General features: G+C 38.5%; 17 protein-coding genes. 3 read left to right on the forward strand and 14 right to left on the reverse strand.

What is annotated here, in order from left to right; all coding sequences use genetic code 11:
- Positions 1-140: 140 nt before the first annotated feature.
- Entirely contained in the window at positions 141-275 is a 135-nt protein-coding gene (locus N0O92_RS17435; protein ID WP_315615945.1) for a YrzI family small protein, read from the forward strand.
- A gap of 128 nt (positions 276-403) precedes the next feature.
- Positions 404-544, forward strand: a complete 141-nt coding sequence (locus tag N0O92_RS17440) for a YrzI family small protein (RefSeq protein ID WP_315615946.1) — start codon at positions 404-406, stop codon at positions 542-544.
- A 58-nt stretch (positions 545-602) separates the two neighbouring features.
- On the opposite strand, the gene N0O92_RS17445 is transcribed toward N0O92_RS17440, so the two are convergent.
- The 8 genes from N0O92_RS17445 to N0O92_RS17480 all read right to left on the reverse strand — a co-directional run bounded on the left by N0O92_RS17445 (position 603) and on the right by N0O92_RS17480 (position 12,562).
- Positions 603-2,057, reverse strand: a complete 1,455-nt coding sequence (locus tag N0O92_RS17445; protein ID WP_315615947.1) for a CoA-acylating methylmalonate-semialdehyde dehydrogenase — start codon at positions 2,055-2,057, stop codon at positions 603-605.
- A 33-nt stretch (positions 2,058-2,090) separates the two neighbouring features.
- Positions 2,091-3,425, reverse strand: coding sequence for a GntP family permease (locus tag N0O92_RS17450; protein ID WP_315615948.1), 1,335 nt, complete (start codon positions 3,423-3,425; stop codon positions 2,091-2,093).
- A gap of 26 nt (positions 3,426-3,451) precedes the next feature.
- Positions 3,452-4,639, reverse strand: a complete 1,188-nt coding sequence (locus N0O92_RS17455) for an iron-containing alcohol dehydrogenase (RefSeq protein WP_315615949.1) — start codon at positions 4,637-4,639, stop codon at positions 3,452-3,454.
- Positions 4,640-4,791: 152 nt separating this feature from the next.
- Positions 4,792-6,594 (reverse strand): sigma 54-interacting transcriptional regulator, encoded by a 1,803-nt coding sequence (locus N0O92_RS17460; protein ID WP_315615950.1) that lies wholly within the window; start codon positions 6,592-6,594, stop codon positions 4,792-4,794.
- Positions 6,595-6,705: 111 nt separating this feature from the next.
- Complete coding sequence (gene hemY, locus N0O92_RS17465; protein WP_315615951.1) at positions 6,706-8,118, reverse strand: protoporphyrinogen oxidase; 1,413 nt, start codon at positions 8,116-8,118, stop codon at positions 6,706-6,708.
- A 9-nt stretch (positions 8,119-8,127) separates the two neighbouring features.
- Complete coding sequence (hemH, locus tag N0O92_RS17470) at positions 8,128-9,060, reverse strand: ferrochelatase (RefSeq protein WP_315615952.1); 933 nt, start codon at positions 9,058-9,060, stop codon at positions 8,128-8,130.
- Positions 9,061-9,075: 15 nt separating this feature from the next.
- Positions 9,076-10,116 (reverse strand): uroporphyrinogen decarboxylase, encoded by a 1,041-nt coding sequence (hemE, locus tag N0O92_RS17475; protein WP_315615953.1) that lies wholly within the window; start codon positions 10,114-10,116, stop codon positions 9,076-9,078.
- Positions 10,117-10,417: 301 nt separating this feature from the next.
- Positions 10,418-12,562, reverse strand: a complete 2,145-nt coding sequence (locus N0O92_RS17480) for a transglycosylase domain-containing protein (protein WP_396334542.1) — start codon at positions 12,560-12,562, stop codon at positions 10,418-10,420.
- 141 nt (positions 12,563-12,703) lie between these two features.
- On the opposite strand from N0O92_RS17480, the gene N0O92_RS17485 reads away from it, so the two are divergent.
- A complete protein-coding gene (locus N0O92_RS17485; RefSeq protein ID WP_315615955.1) occupies positions 12,704-13,171 on the forward strand; it encodes an antibiotic biosynthesis monooxygenase family protein in 468 nt (155 codons plus the stop codon).
- Positions 13,172-13,233: 62 nt separating this feature from the next.
- Here N0O92_RS17485 and N0O92_RS17490 read toward each other — a convergent pair whose 3' ends face one another.
- The 6 genes from N0O92_RS17490 to N0O92_RS17515 all read right to left on the reverse strand — a co-directional run bounded on the left by N0O92_RS17490 (position 13,234) and on the right by N0O92_RS17515 (position 17,711).
- A complete protein-coding gene (locus N0O92_RS17490; RefSeq protein ID WP_315615956.1) occupies positions 13,234-13,866 on the reverse strand; it encodes a response regulator transcription factor in 633 nt (210 codons plus the stop codon).
- Complete coding sequence (locus tag N0O92_RS17495; RefSeq protein ID WP_315615957.1) at positions 13,844-14,917, reverse strand: sensor histidine kinase; 1,074 nt, start codon at positions 14,915-14,917, stop codon at positions 13,844-13,846. The genes N0O92_RS17490 and N0O92_RS17495 overlap by 23 nt, the downstream gene beginning before the upstream one ends.
- The gene (gene liaF, locus N0O92_RS17500; RefSeq protein WP_315615958.1) at positions 14,914-15,699 is read right to left on the reverse strand and encodes a cell wall-active antibiotics response protein LiaF; all 786 of its coding nucleotides are present in this window, start codon (positions 15,697-15,699) and stop codon (positions 14,914-14,916) included. Before liaF ends, N0O92_RS17495 begins: the two co-directional genes overlap by 4 nt.
- Before the next feature lie 17 nt (positions 15,700-15,716).
- Positions 15,717-16,583, reverse strand: coding sequence for a DUF4097 family beta strand repeat-containing protein (locus tag N0O92_RS17505; RefSeq protein ID WP_315615959.1), 867 nt, complete (start codon positions 16,581-16,583; stop codon positions 15,717-15,719).
- 152 nt (positions 16,584-16,735) lie between these two features.
- Positions 16,736-17,320, reverse strand: coding sequence for a PspA/IM30 family protein (locus N0O92_RS17510; RefSeq protein ID WP_315615960.1), 585 nt, complete (start codon positions 17,318-17,320; stop codon positions 16,736-16,738).
- Positions 17,310-17,711, reverse strand: coding sequence for a LiaF transmembrane domain-containing protein (locus N0O92_RS17515; RefSeq protein WP_315615961.1), 402 nt, complete (start codon positions 17,709-17,711; stop codon positions 17,310-17,312). Before N0O92_RS17515 ends, N0O92_RS17510 begins: the two co-directional genes overlap by 11 nt.
- Positions 17,712-17,889 lie beyond the last annotated feature (178 nt).

Consider the following 17,889-nt stretch of genomic DNA (forward strand, 5'->3'; position numbering starts at 1 on the left):
AGCCGCAGGTGAACGTATACCTGTGGATTATTTTTTAAAACCACAGGATTTGTTCCCCTGTGGTTTTTTGTGTCCTCTCACGATTCCAAAATATGGATATTAGTAAATTTCCAACTCTTATTTGAAAGGTGGTGATCAAAATGACATTTACATTTTTATTGTTCACAATCTCAATAAAAAAACGCCAATATACAGGCGAAGAATTAGAACGATTAGTAAGACAACAAAAATTAGAAGAGTACCACAATGAACAGATTCACAAATTTATGCAATAAACACTATCAACTATCAAAAAGGAGGTAATGACGATGATTTTTCTCAAAGGGTTAGTATTACAAGGCTGGTATGAACAGGTGAAAGGCCTCACCTGAATAATAGAGATGTATATTTAGGAGGCAGGACAATGACATTTAACTTTATCTTATTTACTATTACGATCAAAAAGAGAGAGTACTCAGGACAAGAATTAGAAAAGTTGGTAAAACAACAAAAGTACGAACAAGAACGTCAAGACAACCTTTCTCGTATCGATAAATGGAAATAATATTTAAAAAAGCGCCAAAGGTCAGTTCAGACCTTTGGCGCTTTCCTCTCTTTTTTTATTACCAACGTGAAGTTAACATTTTTCTTCTAGTATAGAAATTCAATCCATCTTTTCCGTTAGCATGAAGATCACCATAAAACGAATTCTTCCAGCCTGAGAATGGGAAAAATGCCATTGGAGCTGGCACATTAACGTTCACACCTAGCATCCCTACCTCAATATCTTCACGATACTGACGAACCGCTGCTCCACTATCTGTATACAGCACAGAGCCATTTCCAAAATCGGACTCATTTGTTACTTCAATTGCTTCCGTCAAATCTTTTACTCTCACAATTGATAAAACAGGTGCAAAGATTTCCTTTTTCCAAATATTCATGTCTGTTGTCACGTTGTCAAAAATCGTTGCTCCTAGGAAAAAGCCATCTAAATCTTGACCATCTGTACGGCCGTCACGAACAAGAGTCGCACCTTCTTGAATGCCCTCTTCAATTGCTTCGTTTACTTTATCTAGATGAGACTGACGAATAACCGGACCTAGATTGACAGACTTATCACATCCGTCACCTAACACTAATTGATCTGCTGCTTCTTTTAGTCTTGAAATCAGTTCATCCGCAATATCTTCTGTAACAACGACAACCGATGTAGCCATACAGCGTTGACCCGCACTTCCAAATGCTCCACCAACAATTCCTTGCACAGTCTTATCCATATCGCAATCAGCAAGAACGATCGAATGATTTTTAGCACCAGCTAATGCTTGAACTCTCTTACCGTAACTAGCTCCTGTTTTATAAACATATTCAGCTACCGGTTGAGAACCTACAAAGGAAATGGCACTAACGTTTTTATGCTCAAGTAATCCGTTTACAACATCATGCGCTCCATGAACTAAGTTTAATACTCCTTTAGGTAAACCTGCCTCTGTAAATAATTCAACTAATCGTTCAGCGAGTAATGGTGTACGTTCAGAAGGCTTAAGGACGAATGTATTTCCACAAGCGATTGCTAATGGGAACATCCAACAAGGAACCATCATTGGGAAATTAAAAGGAGAGATTCCACCAATGACTCCAACAGGATAGCGGTATGCTCCTGATTCAATCCCTGTTGCAATGTCAGGTAACATTTCGCCCATCATTAATGTCGGCGCACCTGCAGCAAACTCTACGCACTCAATTCCTCGAAGGACTTCACCATAAGCATCATCAAAGCATTTACCATTCTCTTTTGTAATTAAACTAGCTAATTCTTCATAGTTTTCCATCAAAAGTTGATGATACTTAAACAAAATACGCGCTCTTTTTGGAACCGGAGTTTTCTTCCACGTTTTAAACGCTTCTTTCGCTGTTTTTACAGCTAAATCTACATCTTCCTTCGTTGAAAGTGGAACACGAGCAATTTCTTCACCTGTCGCTGGGTTTGGAACAATCTCAAAATCAGCTGATGACGCTTCTACCCATTCTCCGTTAATGTAATTTTTTAATACTGCTGTTGTTGTTACTGTCATTTAAAAAAACCCCTTTTCAACTTGATTTGTTTATTAAATATAAAATACAGAATAGAGAATAATCGCTAGTATAAGTGCAATCGTTGGAAGAATGACACTTACACATAAAATTGGCAAATACGACCTTTTGTGTGTTTCCCCACAAATCGCTCGAACCGTTGTAACGACATAACCATTATGAGGCAAGGAGTCTAATCCACCTGATGCTAACGCTGAGATTCGGTGCATCGACCCAGGGTCGATTCCTTTTGCTAAATAAATCGGTGCCAGTAACGGCAAGGCAATTCCAAGTCCTCCAGACGCCGAACCTGTTAAACCACATATGATCGTGACCCCTATAGCTAATCCAAGTAAAGGAGGACCCGATATGTTCACTAGTGCATTAATAAATGTATCAAATGCTGATACTTGAGCAGCCACACTACCAAAACCAACGACCGCACAAGTATTGGCAATAGCAACTAAGGAATTCTGAGTTCCTTCTGCTAAGGACTGCCAGTACTCTTGGACAAATTTATAGTTAAATCCCCAGACACCTAGAATACCTAGAACTAACGCAACAAGGGCAGCTGTTTTAGGCGCCATATAAAACGAGAGTATATTCAAGACCGCAATAACAATAATAAGAGGCAAAATAGCTAAAAATGCATTCGGAAGACTTTGTTCTTCACTCGTTGCTGCAATTTCTTCTTTTGACTTGTCTCTAGAATAAAATGGACTTGACCTTGGCAACTCAAACACTTCACCATTTGCTACTGCCTTTCTTACTAGAAATCGTAACCACAATCCACCAACTACAGCGATGAAAACCCCTGTTACTACACCAACCCAACCACCAGCAGTAGGCGTTGTACCAAAGAACTCAGTTGGAATCAAGTTCTGAATTTCTGGTGAACCAGGTGACGTCATCGTAAAAGAAATAGAACCAAAAACCAATGCTGCAGGTATGAACCTATGAGGATAATTGGCCAATTTAAACAATGAAACTGCAATTGGATAAACGGTAAACCCTACTACAAATAAACTTACACCACCGTATGTCATAATCGCACACGCACCAACTACAGCAAAAACTGCCCATTGTGGGCCCATGGTTCGACTAACCCAGCTTGCAATTGATTCAGCTGATTTTGTATCTTGCATGACCTTCCCGAAAATAGCTCCTAATAGAAAAATCAAAAACCAATTAGCAAAGTACCCTGTAAACCCTTCCATATAAAAGCCAGTCATGGCCGTATTAAGATTTAGACCTCCTGTTAAAGCTAACAAAATAGAGCAAAGCAAAGCTGCAACTATAATGTTAATTCCTTTCATAGTTAAATAGATGAGAAGTCCTAGCGCAACAAATAGCCCAATCATGCTCAGCATCTTTTTTCCCCCTACAAAAGAAATGACTATACTTTTTTTAATGAATGTTCATAGACGTATGCTCGACGATAAAGTGAGATGATCTCTGATTCAGTTGGAACTTTAGGGTTATTGGCTGGACTTCCGCTATCCATGGCATCTCTAGCCATCTTTTCAAGAACACTTTCAAATTCTTTCTCATCTACACCCCATGTTTTTAAGTTAGGAATAGTAAGACTACGACAAAGGTCTAAAATGTTATCAACTACTCTGTTTGCCATGTTTTCATTTGAAAACCCTTTCAGGTCTGGATATAAAAATCGTCCGATTTCTGCTAGACGTTCTACACATGAATCTTTTGTGTATTCTAAAATAGCCGGTAAAAGCATTGCATTTGAAATACCATGAGGAACATGGAATAAGGCTCCAATTGGTCTTGACATGCCATGAACTAAACAAACCGAAGCATTTGAGAAAGCAATACCAGCTTGCATCGATCCATAAATCATTTTGTCACGCGCCTCAAGATTAGAACCATTGTGATACGCTTCTAAAATGTTTTCAGTAATTAATTTGATCGCTGACAGAGCCATATGGTCAGTAAACGGATGTGCTTTTCTTGAAATATAAGCTTCTAGAGCATGAGTTAACGCATCAATACCTGTTGCCGACGTTGTATTTTTGGGCGATGAGATCGTCAAGACTGGATCCACAATCGCAATTTCAGGCATAAAGGCCGGTTGCTTAATCATCATTTTCACATCATTGCTCGTGTTCGTAATAACCGTGACATCAGTTGCCTCTGATCCCGTTCCTGCCGTTGTTGGAATGGCTAGTAAAGGCAGAGGTTTGTTTTTTGCTAACGTTTTCAAATTCATGTAGTCACTTATATTACCACTATTTGTTGCTAATACGGCAACTGCTTTAGCTGTATCAATGCAACTTCCCCCACCTAGTGCAATAATAACATCACATTGTTCTATTTCTTTTAATGACAAAGCTTCATGAACATACTGATCCGTTGGTTCACTCGCTACTTCTAAGTAGTCTACAAACGCTACCCCAGCATGTTTTAAATAATCATGACACTTTTCTAAGTTTCCTAGACTTTTCATCACATGGTCACTAATAATAAGAGCTTTTTGACCTAACTTAGCTGTCTCTTCTCCTACTTTTCCAAAACTACCTTGACCGTAAAAAATACTTTTAGGTAAGTGGACAGTGGATACATTCATCTAAATCCCTCCTTTTTATTAACACTTATAACAATGCAATAACTGTGCCAACTTTTAATTTGTTGAAAAGACGCCACATTTTCAAAATAAACAAATGACAAAGTGTAGCAAAAAAGATACATCATCAACAGATATGTATCTTTTTTGCTACACTATTCTAAGTTATATTGTTTTAATTTTTTATAAATAGTCGTTCTATGAATTCCAAGCCGTTTCGCTGCTTCGGTCTTATTTCCCCCAACCTCTTCTAATATCTCTTCTATTGTTGCTTTCTCTTGCTCCATACGGTTACGTTTTAACGGTTGACTTTGGCTTTGGCTAATCACTGTTGTTCTTGACTGATCTTTAACTTGTGCAGGCAAATGAGAGACTTCAATTACATCTTCCTCAACTAATGTGACCAATTGTTCAGTTGTATTAACTAGTTGACGAATATTCCCAGGCCAATCATAATTCATTAACTTATTGATTACTTCTGGTGCAACCTTTTTCTCTTGTACTTTATATTCTTGAAAATATTTTTTCAAATAGTGAGTAAATAAAATCGGTATATCTTTTTGTCTTCTTCTTAATGGAGGAATGGTTAATTCAATTACATTTAAACGATAATATAAATCTTCTCTAAAAGACCCTTCGTTCACCTTTTCCAATAGATTTTGATGAGTTGCAGCAATGACTCTCACACTAATAGGAACTGTTTGAATCCCCCCTACTTTCATTACTTCTCTCTCTTCTAAGACACGGAGAATTTTGGTTTGCATATGCTTAGGCATATCTCCTATCTCATCCAAAAAAATCGTTCCTTCGTTCGCTAATTCAAACTTACCTACACTTCCCCCTTTTTTCGCTCCAGTAAAGGCTCCTTCTTCATACCCAAACAATTCAGACTCCAGGAGATTCTCAGGGATAGCGGCACAGTTAATAGCAATAAATGGACCTTCTGACCGCCCACTTAATTGGTGAATAGCTTGAGCAAACACTTCTTTCCCTGTTCCACTTTCTCCCGTAATTAATACAGTTGCACTTGTTGTCGAAGCTTTCTTCGTTAGCCTTTTGCAGGCAAGGATTTCGTCACTAACGCCGAGTATTCGATCTAGTACGTTAATTGAAGAAGGTTGTTTTTGTGTTTCTTTCCCTATTCTATTACGAGTTGTTTTCGGAAAATCAGTAGAAGCTGAAGTTGCATTTTCTAAGATACGATACAATTCAGAAACCCCTTCAAAAATTAACATTCCGATTGCTCCAATTAGCTCATTGTTCTGCCATATTGGAATTCGATGAACGATCATTTTTTGACCGCGAATCACTTGAATTTCTCCCCTTTGAGGAATACCCGTTTTGGCGGTTGTATGAAGTTCTGTATTTTCAATTACATCGGTTACATGTTTTCCGATTACATCCTTAGTCCTGATCCCTAAAAAATTTCGATACGCTTCATTCATCTTCACGATAAAACCATTCCGATCAACAAGAGTCACGCCTTCGTAAGCGATATCCAGAATAATATCTATTACATTAACGTTATGTTTAATGGAACTAATTAAAAATTCTTGGGCCAACAACAATTCTTTAGAGCTAATCGAACCAATAATTTTAGAATCATGATTTACGATTGGAACGACTCTACTGTTTAATGTGATATGCAAAATCGATGTTTCAGGAAGTATCACTTCTGTTTCTTCTACCCACACTTCTTCTAGTAAGACGTCAAGAGATACCCCTTGTAAATAAAGATGGTTGATCTTCTGTTGCGTAACGATTCCGAGTACATTGTGATCCGTATTTATAAGGATCAAATCTTCATTTTTATGTTGCATCATTTCAAGTATTTCTTTGAGGGACTGGCCTTCATAGACTAAGAAATGAGGAGGAGCCATCCAATGTTGCACTTGGAGTTCCGCTTGTAAATCAGATTCATCTATTAAACTTATTTGATTAACAACAGAGTTATCCATTATTCTCTCTCCCTTATCTCTTTTATAATGATCAGTAGTAAGATGGTTTAAGCTAAAAAAGAGAGGCTACTTGTTTCGTAACCTCTCCGACATTGGTTTCTCTTTCTTACCCTACCACTTTTTTAAAATTTGCTCTACTACTTCCTCACCTTGATTTATACAATCCGGTAGTCCAATTCCGTCATACCCTCCACCAGCAAGGTACAGGCCAGATAAGTTTCGGACCATGTCTTCCTTGATTTTCGCTATCTTAAACGTATGACCAACATTTGGTTGAGGCATCGACTCTTGCCAACGTTTAATGAAGTAAAATTCAGGATCTCCTTCAATGGTCATAATTTGTTTCAAATCATAAAGGACGGCACGTAGAATTTCTTCATCAGAACGAGAAACAATCGCAGAATCTCCCGCACGGCCTACATAGGCTCGAAGCAACGCATACCCTTCTGGAGTTGAATGTGCCCACTTTTTATGAGTCCACGTACAAGCAGTAATACTATAGTTGTTTTTCTTCGAAACAACAAATCCCGTACCATCTTTATGATTTTTCACTTTATCCTTTTTAAACGCCATCGCAACAGTAGCTACTGTTGTAGCATCCATATCTCGTAAATAAGTAAAATACGGGTAATCACCCAATAATTCAGCTGTCACCTTAGGTGGTGTTGTGATAATAACATCATCGTAAGTAGCGGTCTCACCATTTTCAAATTGCAATTGAAAGGTTCCATCCTGCTTAACAACCTTTGTAAGATTACAGGATTTATGAACTGAACTTGGATCTAACTTTGTTTCAATGGCCTCAACCAATGATTCAAGCCCCCGACGAAAGGAAACGAACATCCCCTTCGGCTTACTTGTCTCTGTTTGTGGTTGTTGTGATGGATTCGTCTTTGGCCCTTTCATTCCACGAATGAGACTTCCATGCTTTTGTTCGACCTGTTGGAACTGTGGAAACGTAGCTTTTAGGCTTAATTTATCTAAATTACCAGCATAAATCCCTGATAGAAGTGGTTCAATCAGATGATCAACCACTTCATTGCCTAATCTTCGTCGGAAGAAATGTCCGAGTGAGATATCTTCATCCCTAGCCGTTATACGTGGGTAAAAGAAGTCTCCAGCAGCTCTCAATTTTCCAAGAGGCGATAATAAATTCGTCTGTAAGAAAGGCTTAATTTCAGTAGGAATCCCCATTATGGCTCCACCAGGTATGGGGTAAAGAGTTTCCCCTTTTAGCACATACGCCTGTCCTGCTGTATTATAAAGAAGGTCCTTTTCTAATCCCACGTCTTTCGCTAACCTAGTCATGCTATCCTTCCTAGCTAGGTACGAATCTGGCCCTAGTTCAATAACAAACCCATTCACTCGCTTTGTTTGTATTTTCCCTCCAAGACGTTCACTTTTCTCAAACAAATCATACGAAATTTGCGCACCTTCAGCTCTCGCTTGCTCTAATTTATAAGCTGCTGCTAATCCCGTTATTCCACCACCGACAATCGCTATCTTTCTTTCCTTTTGTCCCACAAGTCCTCACTACTTTCTCTCTTCAAGCTTTTTTTTCACAATTGTTGCTAAGCATTTGAGAAATTCAGGTTTGGCATTTGGCATTTCCGGACGATAGTAATCAATCCCAAGTTCATCTGTTACCACTTTACATTCGATGTCATTGTCATAAAGAACTTCTAAGTGATCGGCTACAAATCCAACCGGACAATAGACAATCGATGTGTATCCATGTTTTTCATAAAGATCTCTTGTTAAATCTTGGACGTCAGGTCCAAGCCAAGGGTCCGGTGTATTTCCCTCACTTTGCCATCCTATTGTATAATGAGCAATTCCTGCTTTTTCCGCAATCAAATCGGCTGTTTCTTGCAATTGTTGTGGATAAGGATCACCCATTTTGATAATTTTCTCTGGTAAACTGTGTGCTGAGAAAATTACACAGGTCTTCTCCTTATCTTCAATTTTATTTAGTGTTTGTTTTACTTGATTTACCCAATAATCAATAAAAGAAGGTTCATCATACCAACTTTCTATACTATAGATTGTGGGACCACCTAGATTTTCTGACTCTTCATGAGCACGTCCATTGTACGATTTCACGCTGTATGTAGAAAAATGAGGAGCTAATACGATGCTGACCGCTTCCTCTATTCCATCTTCTTTCATTTGCTTTACCGCATCCTCAATAAACGGATCAATGTGTTTTAAACCGAGGTACGCTTTAAACTCAATATCTTCAAATTCACTATTTAATTGTTTTTCTAGTCCGAAAGCTTGATCTTCTGTAATTTTAGAAAGCGGACTAATGCCCCCAATAGCCTCGTAACGTTCCGTTAAGTCCGTTAACGCTTCTTCTGATGGCTTTCTCCCGTACCGAATATGCGTATAATACGGCTCAATTTCTTCTTTTTTTCTTGGCGTTCCATATGCCATAACAAGTAATCCTATTTTTTTCTTTGTCAATTCTCTCACCTCTTATTACATTTTGTTCATCGAATACTCATGAACAAACGCAGTTAATCGTCTCAACGTATCTGGTTGCACTTCTGGGAACACACCATGTCCTAAATTAAAAATAAAGTTAGGGTTTTTCATTCCTTGGTCTAAAATGGCTTTCGTGCGCTCTTCAATGACTTCCCACGGAGCTAATAAAATAGCAGGATCTAAATTTCCTTGAACCGTTTTCTTAATTCCTAAATCGCGAGCCTCTTGCACGGATAAACGCCAATCAAGTCCCACTACATCTAACGGCAAGTCATTCCACTCATTCGCAAGATGACTAGCTCCCACACCAAACATAATTAAAGGAACGTTTTCTTGCTTTAATTCCGCAAAAATTCGATTCATTACCGGTTTCACGAATGTACGATAATCAGCCACATTCAATGCCCCTACCCATGAATCAAAGATTTGAATCGCTTGCGCACCTGCTGCAATTTGCGATTTCACATATGTAATTGTCATTTCACCTAGTTTATCCATTAAGAGATGCCAAGCTTCAGGTTCAGCATACATGAAAGCCTTTGTCTTGTTATAATTTTTCGAAGGTCCACCTTCAATCATATAACTCGCTAACGTAAAAGGAGCCCCCCCAAAACTAATTAAAGGTACCGTTAGTTGCTGACGTAATAGTTTAATCGTATCTAATACATAAGCAACATCTTGTTCTGGATTAATCGTTCCTAACCTTTCAACATCTGCTTTTGTTCGGATCGGATTATCAATGACAGGTCCAATTCCAGATTTAATCTCCACGTCAACCCCAATTGCAGGTAGCGGTGTCATAATATCTTTATATAAAATTGCAGCATCATTGTTATATTGATCCACTGGTAGTTTTGTTACGTACGCACATAGTTCTGGCTGATGCGTAATTTCAAACAGAGAATACTTTTCTTTAATCTTTCTATATTCTGGCTGCGATCTTCCAGCTTGACGCATATACCAAACAGGAACATGATCATGAGCCTCTCCTCTACATGCTTTTAAAAACGTATCATTGAATAACTTCTGATCCATTCTGCCACTCCTTTATTAATCGTTACTATCTATTTTACTTGAACCAATTCAAAAAAGCATTTTATTCAACTTTTACTATAATGACCGAAAGCACACGTGTATACCAAATGTGAACAACTGTCATAAAATAGATGAATCTTATCAACCACCTGTCAAAAATCAGGAAACGAATTACATTCACAAATTAAAAAGATGAAGCATTCATACCTTCTCCTTCTCACGATTGAAACATACGTTTCGAATAAGTAGCTCTCCCTCCTGAGAGCAACGTCTAATCAGAAGGGAGATGTTCTTTGAGAATTTAATGAAATCCAAATCGAAAGGTAACATCCGCTAGATTGGAAGCTTCTCCTTCTTGCTTTGTTATAGAATTGTATGGAATCACTTCGTACTTTTTATTAGTAAAGGGATTGGAACTATTAATGAAAAACTCTGTTTGACCGACTACTGTTGCGATTAGTTCTCTCTCATCTTTATCTTTCTCAAAAATGTGATAGTAGATTCTCTCATCATCATTGCCAGTCCATTGAAGGTGAATACTCGATAACCCTCTTCCACCTATAGAAAATGTCGCTGTTAAATCGGTAATTTGCGGCAAAACAACGGGTGGATCAAGTTCAATGACATCAGCAGGTTTCTCAAACGCCCTCTTTCGCTGAGTTGAGGGCATTTCATTTATAACATCCTTAAATAAAACAGTAGGATACCCGCTACCTCCCTGAAAATAACGATCTTTTGATGTTACATCATACCCCATCCATACAGAACCAACGACGTTCGGTGTATACCCTACAAACCAAGCATCCATGGTGGCACCTTCCACTTCAGGATAAGACGTTGTCCCCGTTTTTCCAGCAAGTGCACTTTGTACCTCTCCACTCCTACCGGTGCCATTTTGTACAACTGATTCAAGCATTCGTGTCATATACCAAGCTGTTTGAGTGGAAATCACTTGCTCACTCTTTTTGGCTTCCCCTACGATTCTTTCGCCATTTTGATTATAAATAGCTTCAATAAAATAAGGTTCTATTCGGCTCCCGTCACGGGCAAATGCACTATATGCCGCAGCTAACTCCAGAGGGGTAGTCCCTTCAGTCATTCCACCTAATGCAATGGCTAAGCCCCTGTCCTCTGTTTCAATGCCAAAGCTCTCTAATGCACTTGCAGCTGTTTCAGTTCCAAGTTCATTTACTAACCACACTGCTGGTGCATTGGCTGAATAAGTTAATGCATCATACATTGTCATTTGGCCGACATACTCTTGATTATAATTTCTAGGTGTATATCCATCATAATCAATTAATTCATCTACTAGTAATGAATACGGGACATAGTCATATCTTTCCATTGCAGGTGCATAAACAGCTAGCGGTTTAATGGTAGAGCCGGGTTGGCGTTTGATATTAACTCGATTGATCCCTTTTCGGACATACTCCCTTCCACCTTGAACAGCTAACACTCCACCTGTTTGAACATCAAGAAACACCACTGCAGCCTCCGCATCTCCACTTTCATTTGGAAAATAACGATCTTCCTCTAGTTTTTGATACGTCACTTCTTGCATCTCTTTGTTCATTGGAACAATAATTTGGTAGCCGCCCGTAAGAACCTCTTCATTCGATAAATGAAAACGTTCCTTTGCCTCATCTAAAACCATATCAATATAGGTAAGATAGGCAACATTTTCGGAGATTCTATTCTGATCAATCACAACTGTTCTTCCACGTAAATGTTTCGCCTCTTCGTTCGTAAGATCCCCTTGCCTTTCCATTAACGTTATAACGAGATCTCTCCTTTGCTTACTTCTTTCAAGATTGGCAATTGGAGAATACGTATTAGGAGCCTTAGGCAATCCAGCAAGAAGCGCCCCTTCTTCCACAGATAGATCTTGCACATCTTTATTAAAGTACAATTTAGAGGCAGCTTGAATTCCATAAGCACCGTGACCAAAATAAATACGATTTAAATACATTTCTAATATTTCATTTTTGCTGTATCTTCTTTCCAAATTCATTGCAATTAACACTTCAGTCGTTTTTCGCAACAACGTTTTTTCACTCGTTAAAAAGACATTTTTGGCGAGTTGCTGAGTGATTGTGCTTCCTCCTTCCACTCTAGCTCCCGCAAGCAAATCTCGGTAAAGCGCTCTTCCTATAGCGCGAAAATCAATTCCTTGGTGACTATGAAACCGTGTATCTTCTACAGATATAAAGGCTTGTTGAACATGTAAAGGAATTTCTTGTATCGTCACAAGTTCTCTATTTTCTACAAATAACTGCGTTAACACTTCTCCGTCTTGATCTACAAGAGATGTCGTTGTCTTCATAACAAGCTTTTGATCATCTATCACATAATTACCTGCTAATATAATGCCTAAATAAATAATAAGTGCAAAAAGCGTTGTACCTAATATAGCAATGAAGCTAATAACAATCTTCTTTTTCAATCTCACACCTCCCTTCTATTACCTACTATACCCGTCTATAGTCATTCATAACAGTTGCACAGTAAATCTCTCGTAGGCTACACTTATTTACGAGTAGATAGACTTTTCGTTTCACACATTATAATCCTAGGAGGTAAGACCATGAAACATGCAAGTATGATATCGCTAAGCAATGAAACATCTGGTGTAACTGGACTGCTCATGAAAGGTGACTCAGGAAGTGTTGTTTATGTAGAAGAGAAAGTCGAAGACCATACCGCCAAACAATACGAGATTTTAAGTGAAACAGGGGCACTACATAAAGAAGGATATGTTGTTATAAACAACATTCCCGTTAGCGAAGAAGGTCGTTCGTCATTTGAAGAGCGATTTATGAACCGTGCAGGATTGGTTGAAGGAGAGCCTGGATTTCAGGCAATTCGCATTTTACGTCCGATCACTGATGACACATACGCGATTATGACGATCTGGGATGACGAAGCTTCCTTTACGAATTGGCGAACATCTAAGTCTTATGAAAATGCTCATAAAAAGCGCGGAACGTCTCAAGCCTTACCAACAACCATCTTTCCTCGCCCATCCTTTGTTACAACGTATTTCATTAAATAAATACCCCTTAAACAGCTAAAAAAAAGAAAACATGCAGAGAATCTAAGCTCTTTGCATGTTTTCTACTTTACTAAACCTGAACGATGGGCGTATATAGCCATTTGCGTTCGATCTTCTAACTCAAGTTTCTGTAAAACGTGACTAACATGAGTTTTGACTGTCTTAATTCCAATGAAGAGTGTGTCAGCTATTTCCTGATTTGTCTTCCCTTCTCCCACTAGCTCAAGCACTTCTCTTTCCCGTGGTGTTAACGAGTCATGTAATGGTTTTTCCTTGTTCCCTCGCATTCGATCTAGCATTTTATTAGTCACTTGTGCCTCTACAACCGGCTTTCCTTCCACAGCCCCACGAATCGCTCCAGCTATTTCGCTTGCAGAAGACGTTTTGAGTAAATAACTAAAAGCTCCCGCTTCAATAACCGGATACACCTTTTCATCATCTATAAAGCTCGTTAGCACAATCACTTTGCAATTCGGCAAGTTCTTCACAATCTCAGCTGTAGCTGCAATGCCGTCCATTTTCTCCATTACTAAGTCCATCAACACGACATCTGGTTTTACGTCAAGCGCAGCTTGTATTCCTTCTATCCCATTGCTTGCTTGCCCTACCACTTCTATGTCAGGTAGTGTAGATAAGTATGCGGATAAGCCCATTCGAACCATTTCATGATCATCAACTAGCAGAACTTGAATCATGTTTCTCCCCCTTCCAGGCAATCGGAATATTGGCCTCAATTTGAGTACCTTTATTCGGTACAGAGACAATTTGGAGCGTCCCACCTATTTCGGTCATCCGCTCTTTCATCGTATGTAAACCATATGAATTTTGCTGAACATTTTTCGCATCAAATCCGATTCCATTATCTATCAGCTTTACCTTTAGCTCTTTCGCTGTTTGTTTCAGTTGTAACTCGAGCTGAGTAGCTTTGGCATGCCTAAGAACATTGGAAATCGCTTCTTGAACCATCCGAAAGATTTGATCTTCTATTCCTTTAGGAATCTTTAAATCCTCTTGAATTGTGACGCTTACAACCATTCCGTATTTCTCTTCCATCTCTATAAACAGTTGATGGATTCCATCTTTTAAACTTTTTCCTTCTAAGTGAGCTGGCCTTAGATGTAGGAGCAAAGCCCGCATTTCAGCTTGCGCCGTATTTGCCATTTTCTCTACCATTTTGATTTGTTCTACAGCCGGGTCAGAGCTTTGAGACATCGTTTCTTTTATAGCAGCGGTCATCATGGAAATCGCAAACAATTGTTGACTAACAGCATCATGTAGATCCCGAGCCAAGCGTTGTCGTTCTTCAGTAACAGCTGCATTTTTTATCGTTTCTTGCATTTCAGCACGCTCTTTCGATAAGCGTTGTAGGGAGGCTACTTGTTCTTCAAAATTTTGAGCCATACCGTTTAAACGCCTAGCAAGCTCCGCTATCTCATCCGAACCCTCTACTTCAACACGATGTGTGAATGTACCTCGTTCAAATCGTAAAGACCCATGGATGAGCTGATCTAATTTTCTTCTGATTGGATCTGCTTGAATATAGCCACCAACTACACCTGTCAGCAAAATAACCGCTAGTAACCAAAAGAATAGAGGAATTCCTGCTAATTTTCGATCAAATAACAAAAGCAAACCACGAGCTTCATCATACGTTAGTAAAAAAAGCAGTAGAATAGATAAAATAAGCGTTACAATGACACTATGACGAATAAATTGCCACCGGATACTCGCTAATCTTTTTCTCATACTACTCTCACCTTCACTTCACCAATGAATGTAGATAGGATGAGTTTGACTCGTCTAGGTGATTGTTTAAAGTCCTTTGTCGCTATGCTAATCTGTTGATTGATTCCACCATGTTTTTCATGAAAAATAGAAACCTCGCCTATTGTTGACGATGCTTGAATAGCAATCGCTAAATCTTCTGGTACATAAAAGTCAATCTCGCCAATAAAGGTTTGTACAACAATAACGGTTTCTCCTTCAGGGATAATCGCTTTTGAAAGGTCGATTCGAACTTCCCCAATTCCGTTCCAAATCGTTAAATCATGTAACTCAAAGGCTTCTCCTAAATAGTGAACTTCCCCAATTAAACTTCTTCGCATCGTTGGTGTAAACACAATGCGATCTTCCACTGCATCATTAGTCGTATCAGTGAAAGACTCATTTTGGTTGTCCATTTGTTTTTTTATCGGTTCATGAACGTTTTCTTTTCTCACTCGTTTGCTATGTTTTTCCCTTTTCTCTCTTTTAGGAGATCGAACTAAGCGAATCCCAAAATATAGCGCGGCGAACGCGATAAGCAACCCCATGAAATTCATACCTAAAAATTGATCAAAAATAATACTCGCTGTAATAATGAAGAAAATAAGGCTGATAAAACTATGCTTGCGTTTATAAAAAAACAAACCGATCACAAAGAAAATGAGCGGAGCAACGAAGGATCCTAATGAGAGATTCATCGTATTAATTAACATATTAAAGCCTATGATTACGATAATAAGTCCAAGTAATGTTTGTTTCTTCATGCTCCTACTCCCTTCTTTTAGCGTTCATGTAGAATAATATCTCCTGAGGTGGTAGCAATCGTTACTGGATAAAGCCCATCGCCTATTATACCAGTAAGTGATCGTTTGTTCACCGATTGTTGTTGGAGCGTATGGTCGATCCGCAAATCACCCGAAACGGTAGTAAGTTTCAAATCGGCATTTCCTACCGGTAGATTGACCCGAACATCTCCTGAAACGGTCTTAATATAGGTATTCTCATTTTCTTCTTTGAACCCAATATCTACATTTCCTGAAACGGTTTTTGTATCTAACTCTCCCGACATTTGGTCAATTTGAACATCTCCTGACACACTTTCAATTTTGGTTAGATTCGAAGCAACATCCTTAAATTGAATTCGCCCAGAGGTTGTTTTCGCTTGGAAAGAATCAACTAAGACGTTTGATCCTACTATATTCCCCGAAACGGTTTGAGAGGTTAGTGAATGTAGGTTCCGATCATTTTTTAACTCAATTGTTCCTGACACGCTATTTACTATTACATTTTCCTTATAAGTGACAGGAAGGTAAACAATGGCCTGGCCCTTTCCTGAGAAGTTAAACGAAAAAAATCGAAATCTCGGTTCTTTCACCTCAATCTCTATGGTTTCGTTGTTTTCTTTTTTAATTAATTTTACTTGTTTATCCTGTTTTGACAGTTCCACCTTCAGCATTTGACTGTCATGTTCTTGTATTACCCAATCTACCGAAGTACTAGATAAATCAAGGGTTTTCACGTTACTCATATCTGCTGTTAGTGAACTACCACTCTCTGCTTTTTGAGAGCTAGTAAAAGGTAACGAAATCGTTGTGACTAAAAGGAGTAAGCCAACAACAATTAATATGATTCCTAAAAATACCTTCATGTTCCCCCTCCTAACTATTACCAATCATATTAACTATATAGAATTTTTCCGAGCAAGCCTAGTGATTCTTTTATAGCTGAGAAAAGATTTTAAAAGGGAGTCGAAGCCTTCTACTTTCATGAAGTAGAACACAAACGAAACTCCCTTTTTTACTATGAGTTACTTTGAACTCTTTCTCTTAAATGCGCTAGTTCACGTTCAATTTCACTTTCTTTTTCCCATTCTGGGTTCATTACTTGTTTGTCAATCCAGTCCGTTTGTCCATCTACTTTCTCGTTTCGTCCATTCATTTGCTTACTTGCCCGCACTGCTTGAACTCTCACAATTAACTCTAAATTCTTCTCTTGTAGCTGGGTATATTTGGTTTGGAGTTGCTCAAACTCTAATTCCTTTTGGCATCTTACCTCATCATTTTCAGCTATTCTTTTTTCCAACTCGTTCATTCTCTCCCAAATTTCTTTCTTGTTTAGGAGAATTTTACGAGCTAATTCTTCATCCCCTGCCTGAATCGCAATAACGGCTTGCTCTTCTCGTTTTGCAAATAAATCACGAGCAGCTGAAAGATTGTGCTCTAACGTTTTTTTCTCAAGCTTTGCCCTATTCCATTCTTTCTCAGCCCTTAACACCTGTTCTTTCACATCTCTCATGTATTGCTTCACCATGATGGCGGGATCCTCTATTCGCTCCAACCCCTCATTTATATATGCCTTTATTAATTGATTCATTCTATCTAACATATTTGTCTCCTCCTTCTTCCATTAACTTCGTAAACTCTTCATCAATCGTGTCATAGGAACATTCTTTATTCCTTTTTTTCAAATCAACACTCTCTTCAATTTTAGTGCGTATTAGTTTGTAGCCACCATAGATTAGGAAAGCTCCAATCACTAAGCTGACAATTCCTCCAAGTCCACCAAGCACCATCAACACACCGAGTGCAACAAGAATAATGCTTGAAAATGACCATTGGTCTTTGATTTGGTATCTCGAATATCCCCAATAGAGTAAAACAGCCCCTATAAGAACACCCAGTAATCCTCCAATATTGACTCCTATCATTCCAAGAAGTATGTTGACTCCTATGAATAGAAGAAGTATCCCACCTATCATCTTTCCTGTTTGTTTCATCTATCTTTCCTCCTTTTTAACTTACTTTTATTGTAGGAGAAATGAGAAGATTTGAAGCCAACCTGTAAAATGTTTTTCTCTCCGCCTTAAGACTGATCTTCCTTACTTATTTGTGAACGTTTTTCATTTGAGCCTTGTTTCTATGTAGATTCAGATATAATAGATAAGACATGGTTAA

Source organism: Alkalihalobacillus sp. MEB130 (assembly GCF_032335535.1).
GTDB lineage: Bacteria > Bacillota > Bacilli > Bacillales > Bacillaceae_D > Halalkalibacter.

Coding starts and splice junctions, on each gene's coding strand:
- N0O92_RS17435 (WP_315615945.1), top strand. CDS start 141: ATGACATTTACATTTTTATTGTTCACAATCTCAATAAAAAAACGCCAA.
- N0O92_RS17440 (WP_315615946.1), top strand. CDS start 404: ATGACATTTAACTTTATCTTATTTACTATTACGATCAAAAAGAGAGAG.
- N0O92_RS17445 (WP_315615947.1), bottom strand. CDS start 2,057: ATGACAGTAACAACAACAGCAGTATTAAAAAATTACATTAACGGAGAA.
- N0O92_RS17450 (WP_315615948.1), bottom strand. CDS start 3,425: ATGCTGAGCATGATTGGGCTATTTGTTGCGCTAGGACTTCTCATCTAT.
- N0O92_RS17455 (WP_315615949.1), bottom strand. CDS start 4,639: ATGAATGTATCCACTGTCCACTTACCTAAAAGTATTTTTTACGGTCAA.
- N0O92_RS17460 (WP_315615950.1), bottom strand. CDS start 6,594: ATGGATAACTCTGTTGTTAATCAAATAAGTTTAATAGATGAATCTGAT.
- hemE (WP_315615953.1), bottom strand. CDS start 10,116: ATGGATCAGAAGTTATTCAATGATACGTTTTTAAAAGCATGTAGAGGA.
- N0O92_RS17485 (WP_315615955.1), top strand. CDS start 12,704: ATGAAACATGCAAGTATGATATCGCTAAGCAATGAAACATCTGGTGTA.
- N0O92_RS17490 (WP_315615956.1), bottom strand. CDS start 13,866: ATGATTCAAGTTCTGCTAGTTGATGATCATGAAATGGTTCGAATGGGC.
- N0O92_RS17495 (WP_315615957.1), bottom strand. CDS start 14,917: ATGAGAAAAAGATTAGCGAGTATCCGGTGGCAATTTATTCGTCATAGT.
- liaF (WP_315615958.1), bottom strand. CDS start 15,699: ATGAAGAAACAAACATTACTTGGACTTATTATCGTAATCATAGGCTTT.
- N0O92_RS17505 (WP_315615959.1), bottom strand. CDS start 16,583: ATGAAGGTATTTTTAGGAATCATATTAATTGTTGTTGGCTTACTCCTT.
- N0O92_RS17510 (WP_315615960.1), bottom strand. CDS start 17,320: ATGTTAGATAGAATGAATCAATTAATAAAGGCATATATAAATGAGGGG.
- N0O92_RS17515 (WP_315615961.1), bottom strand. CDS start 17,711: ATGAAACAAACAGGAAAGATGATAGGTGGGATACTTCTTCTATTCATA.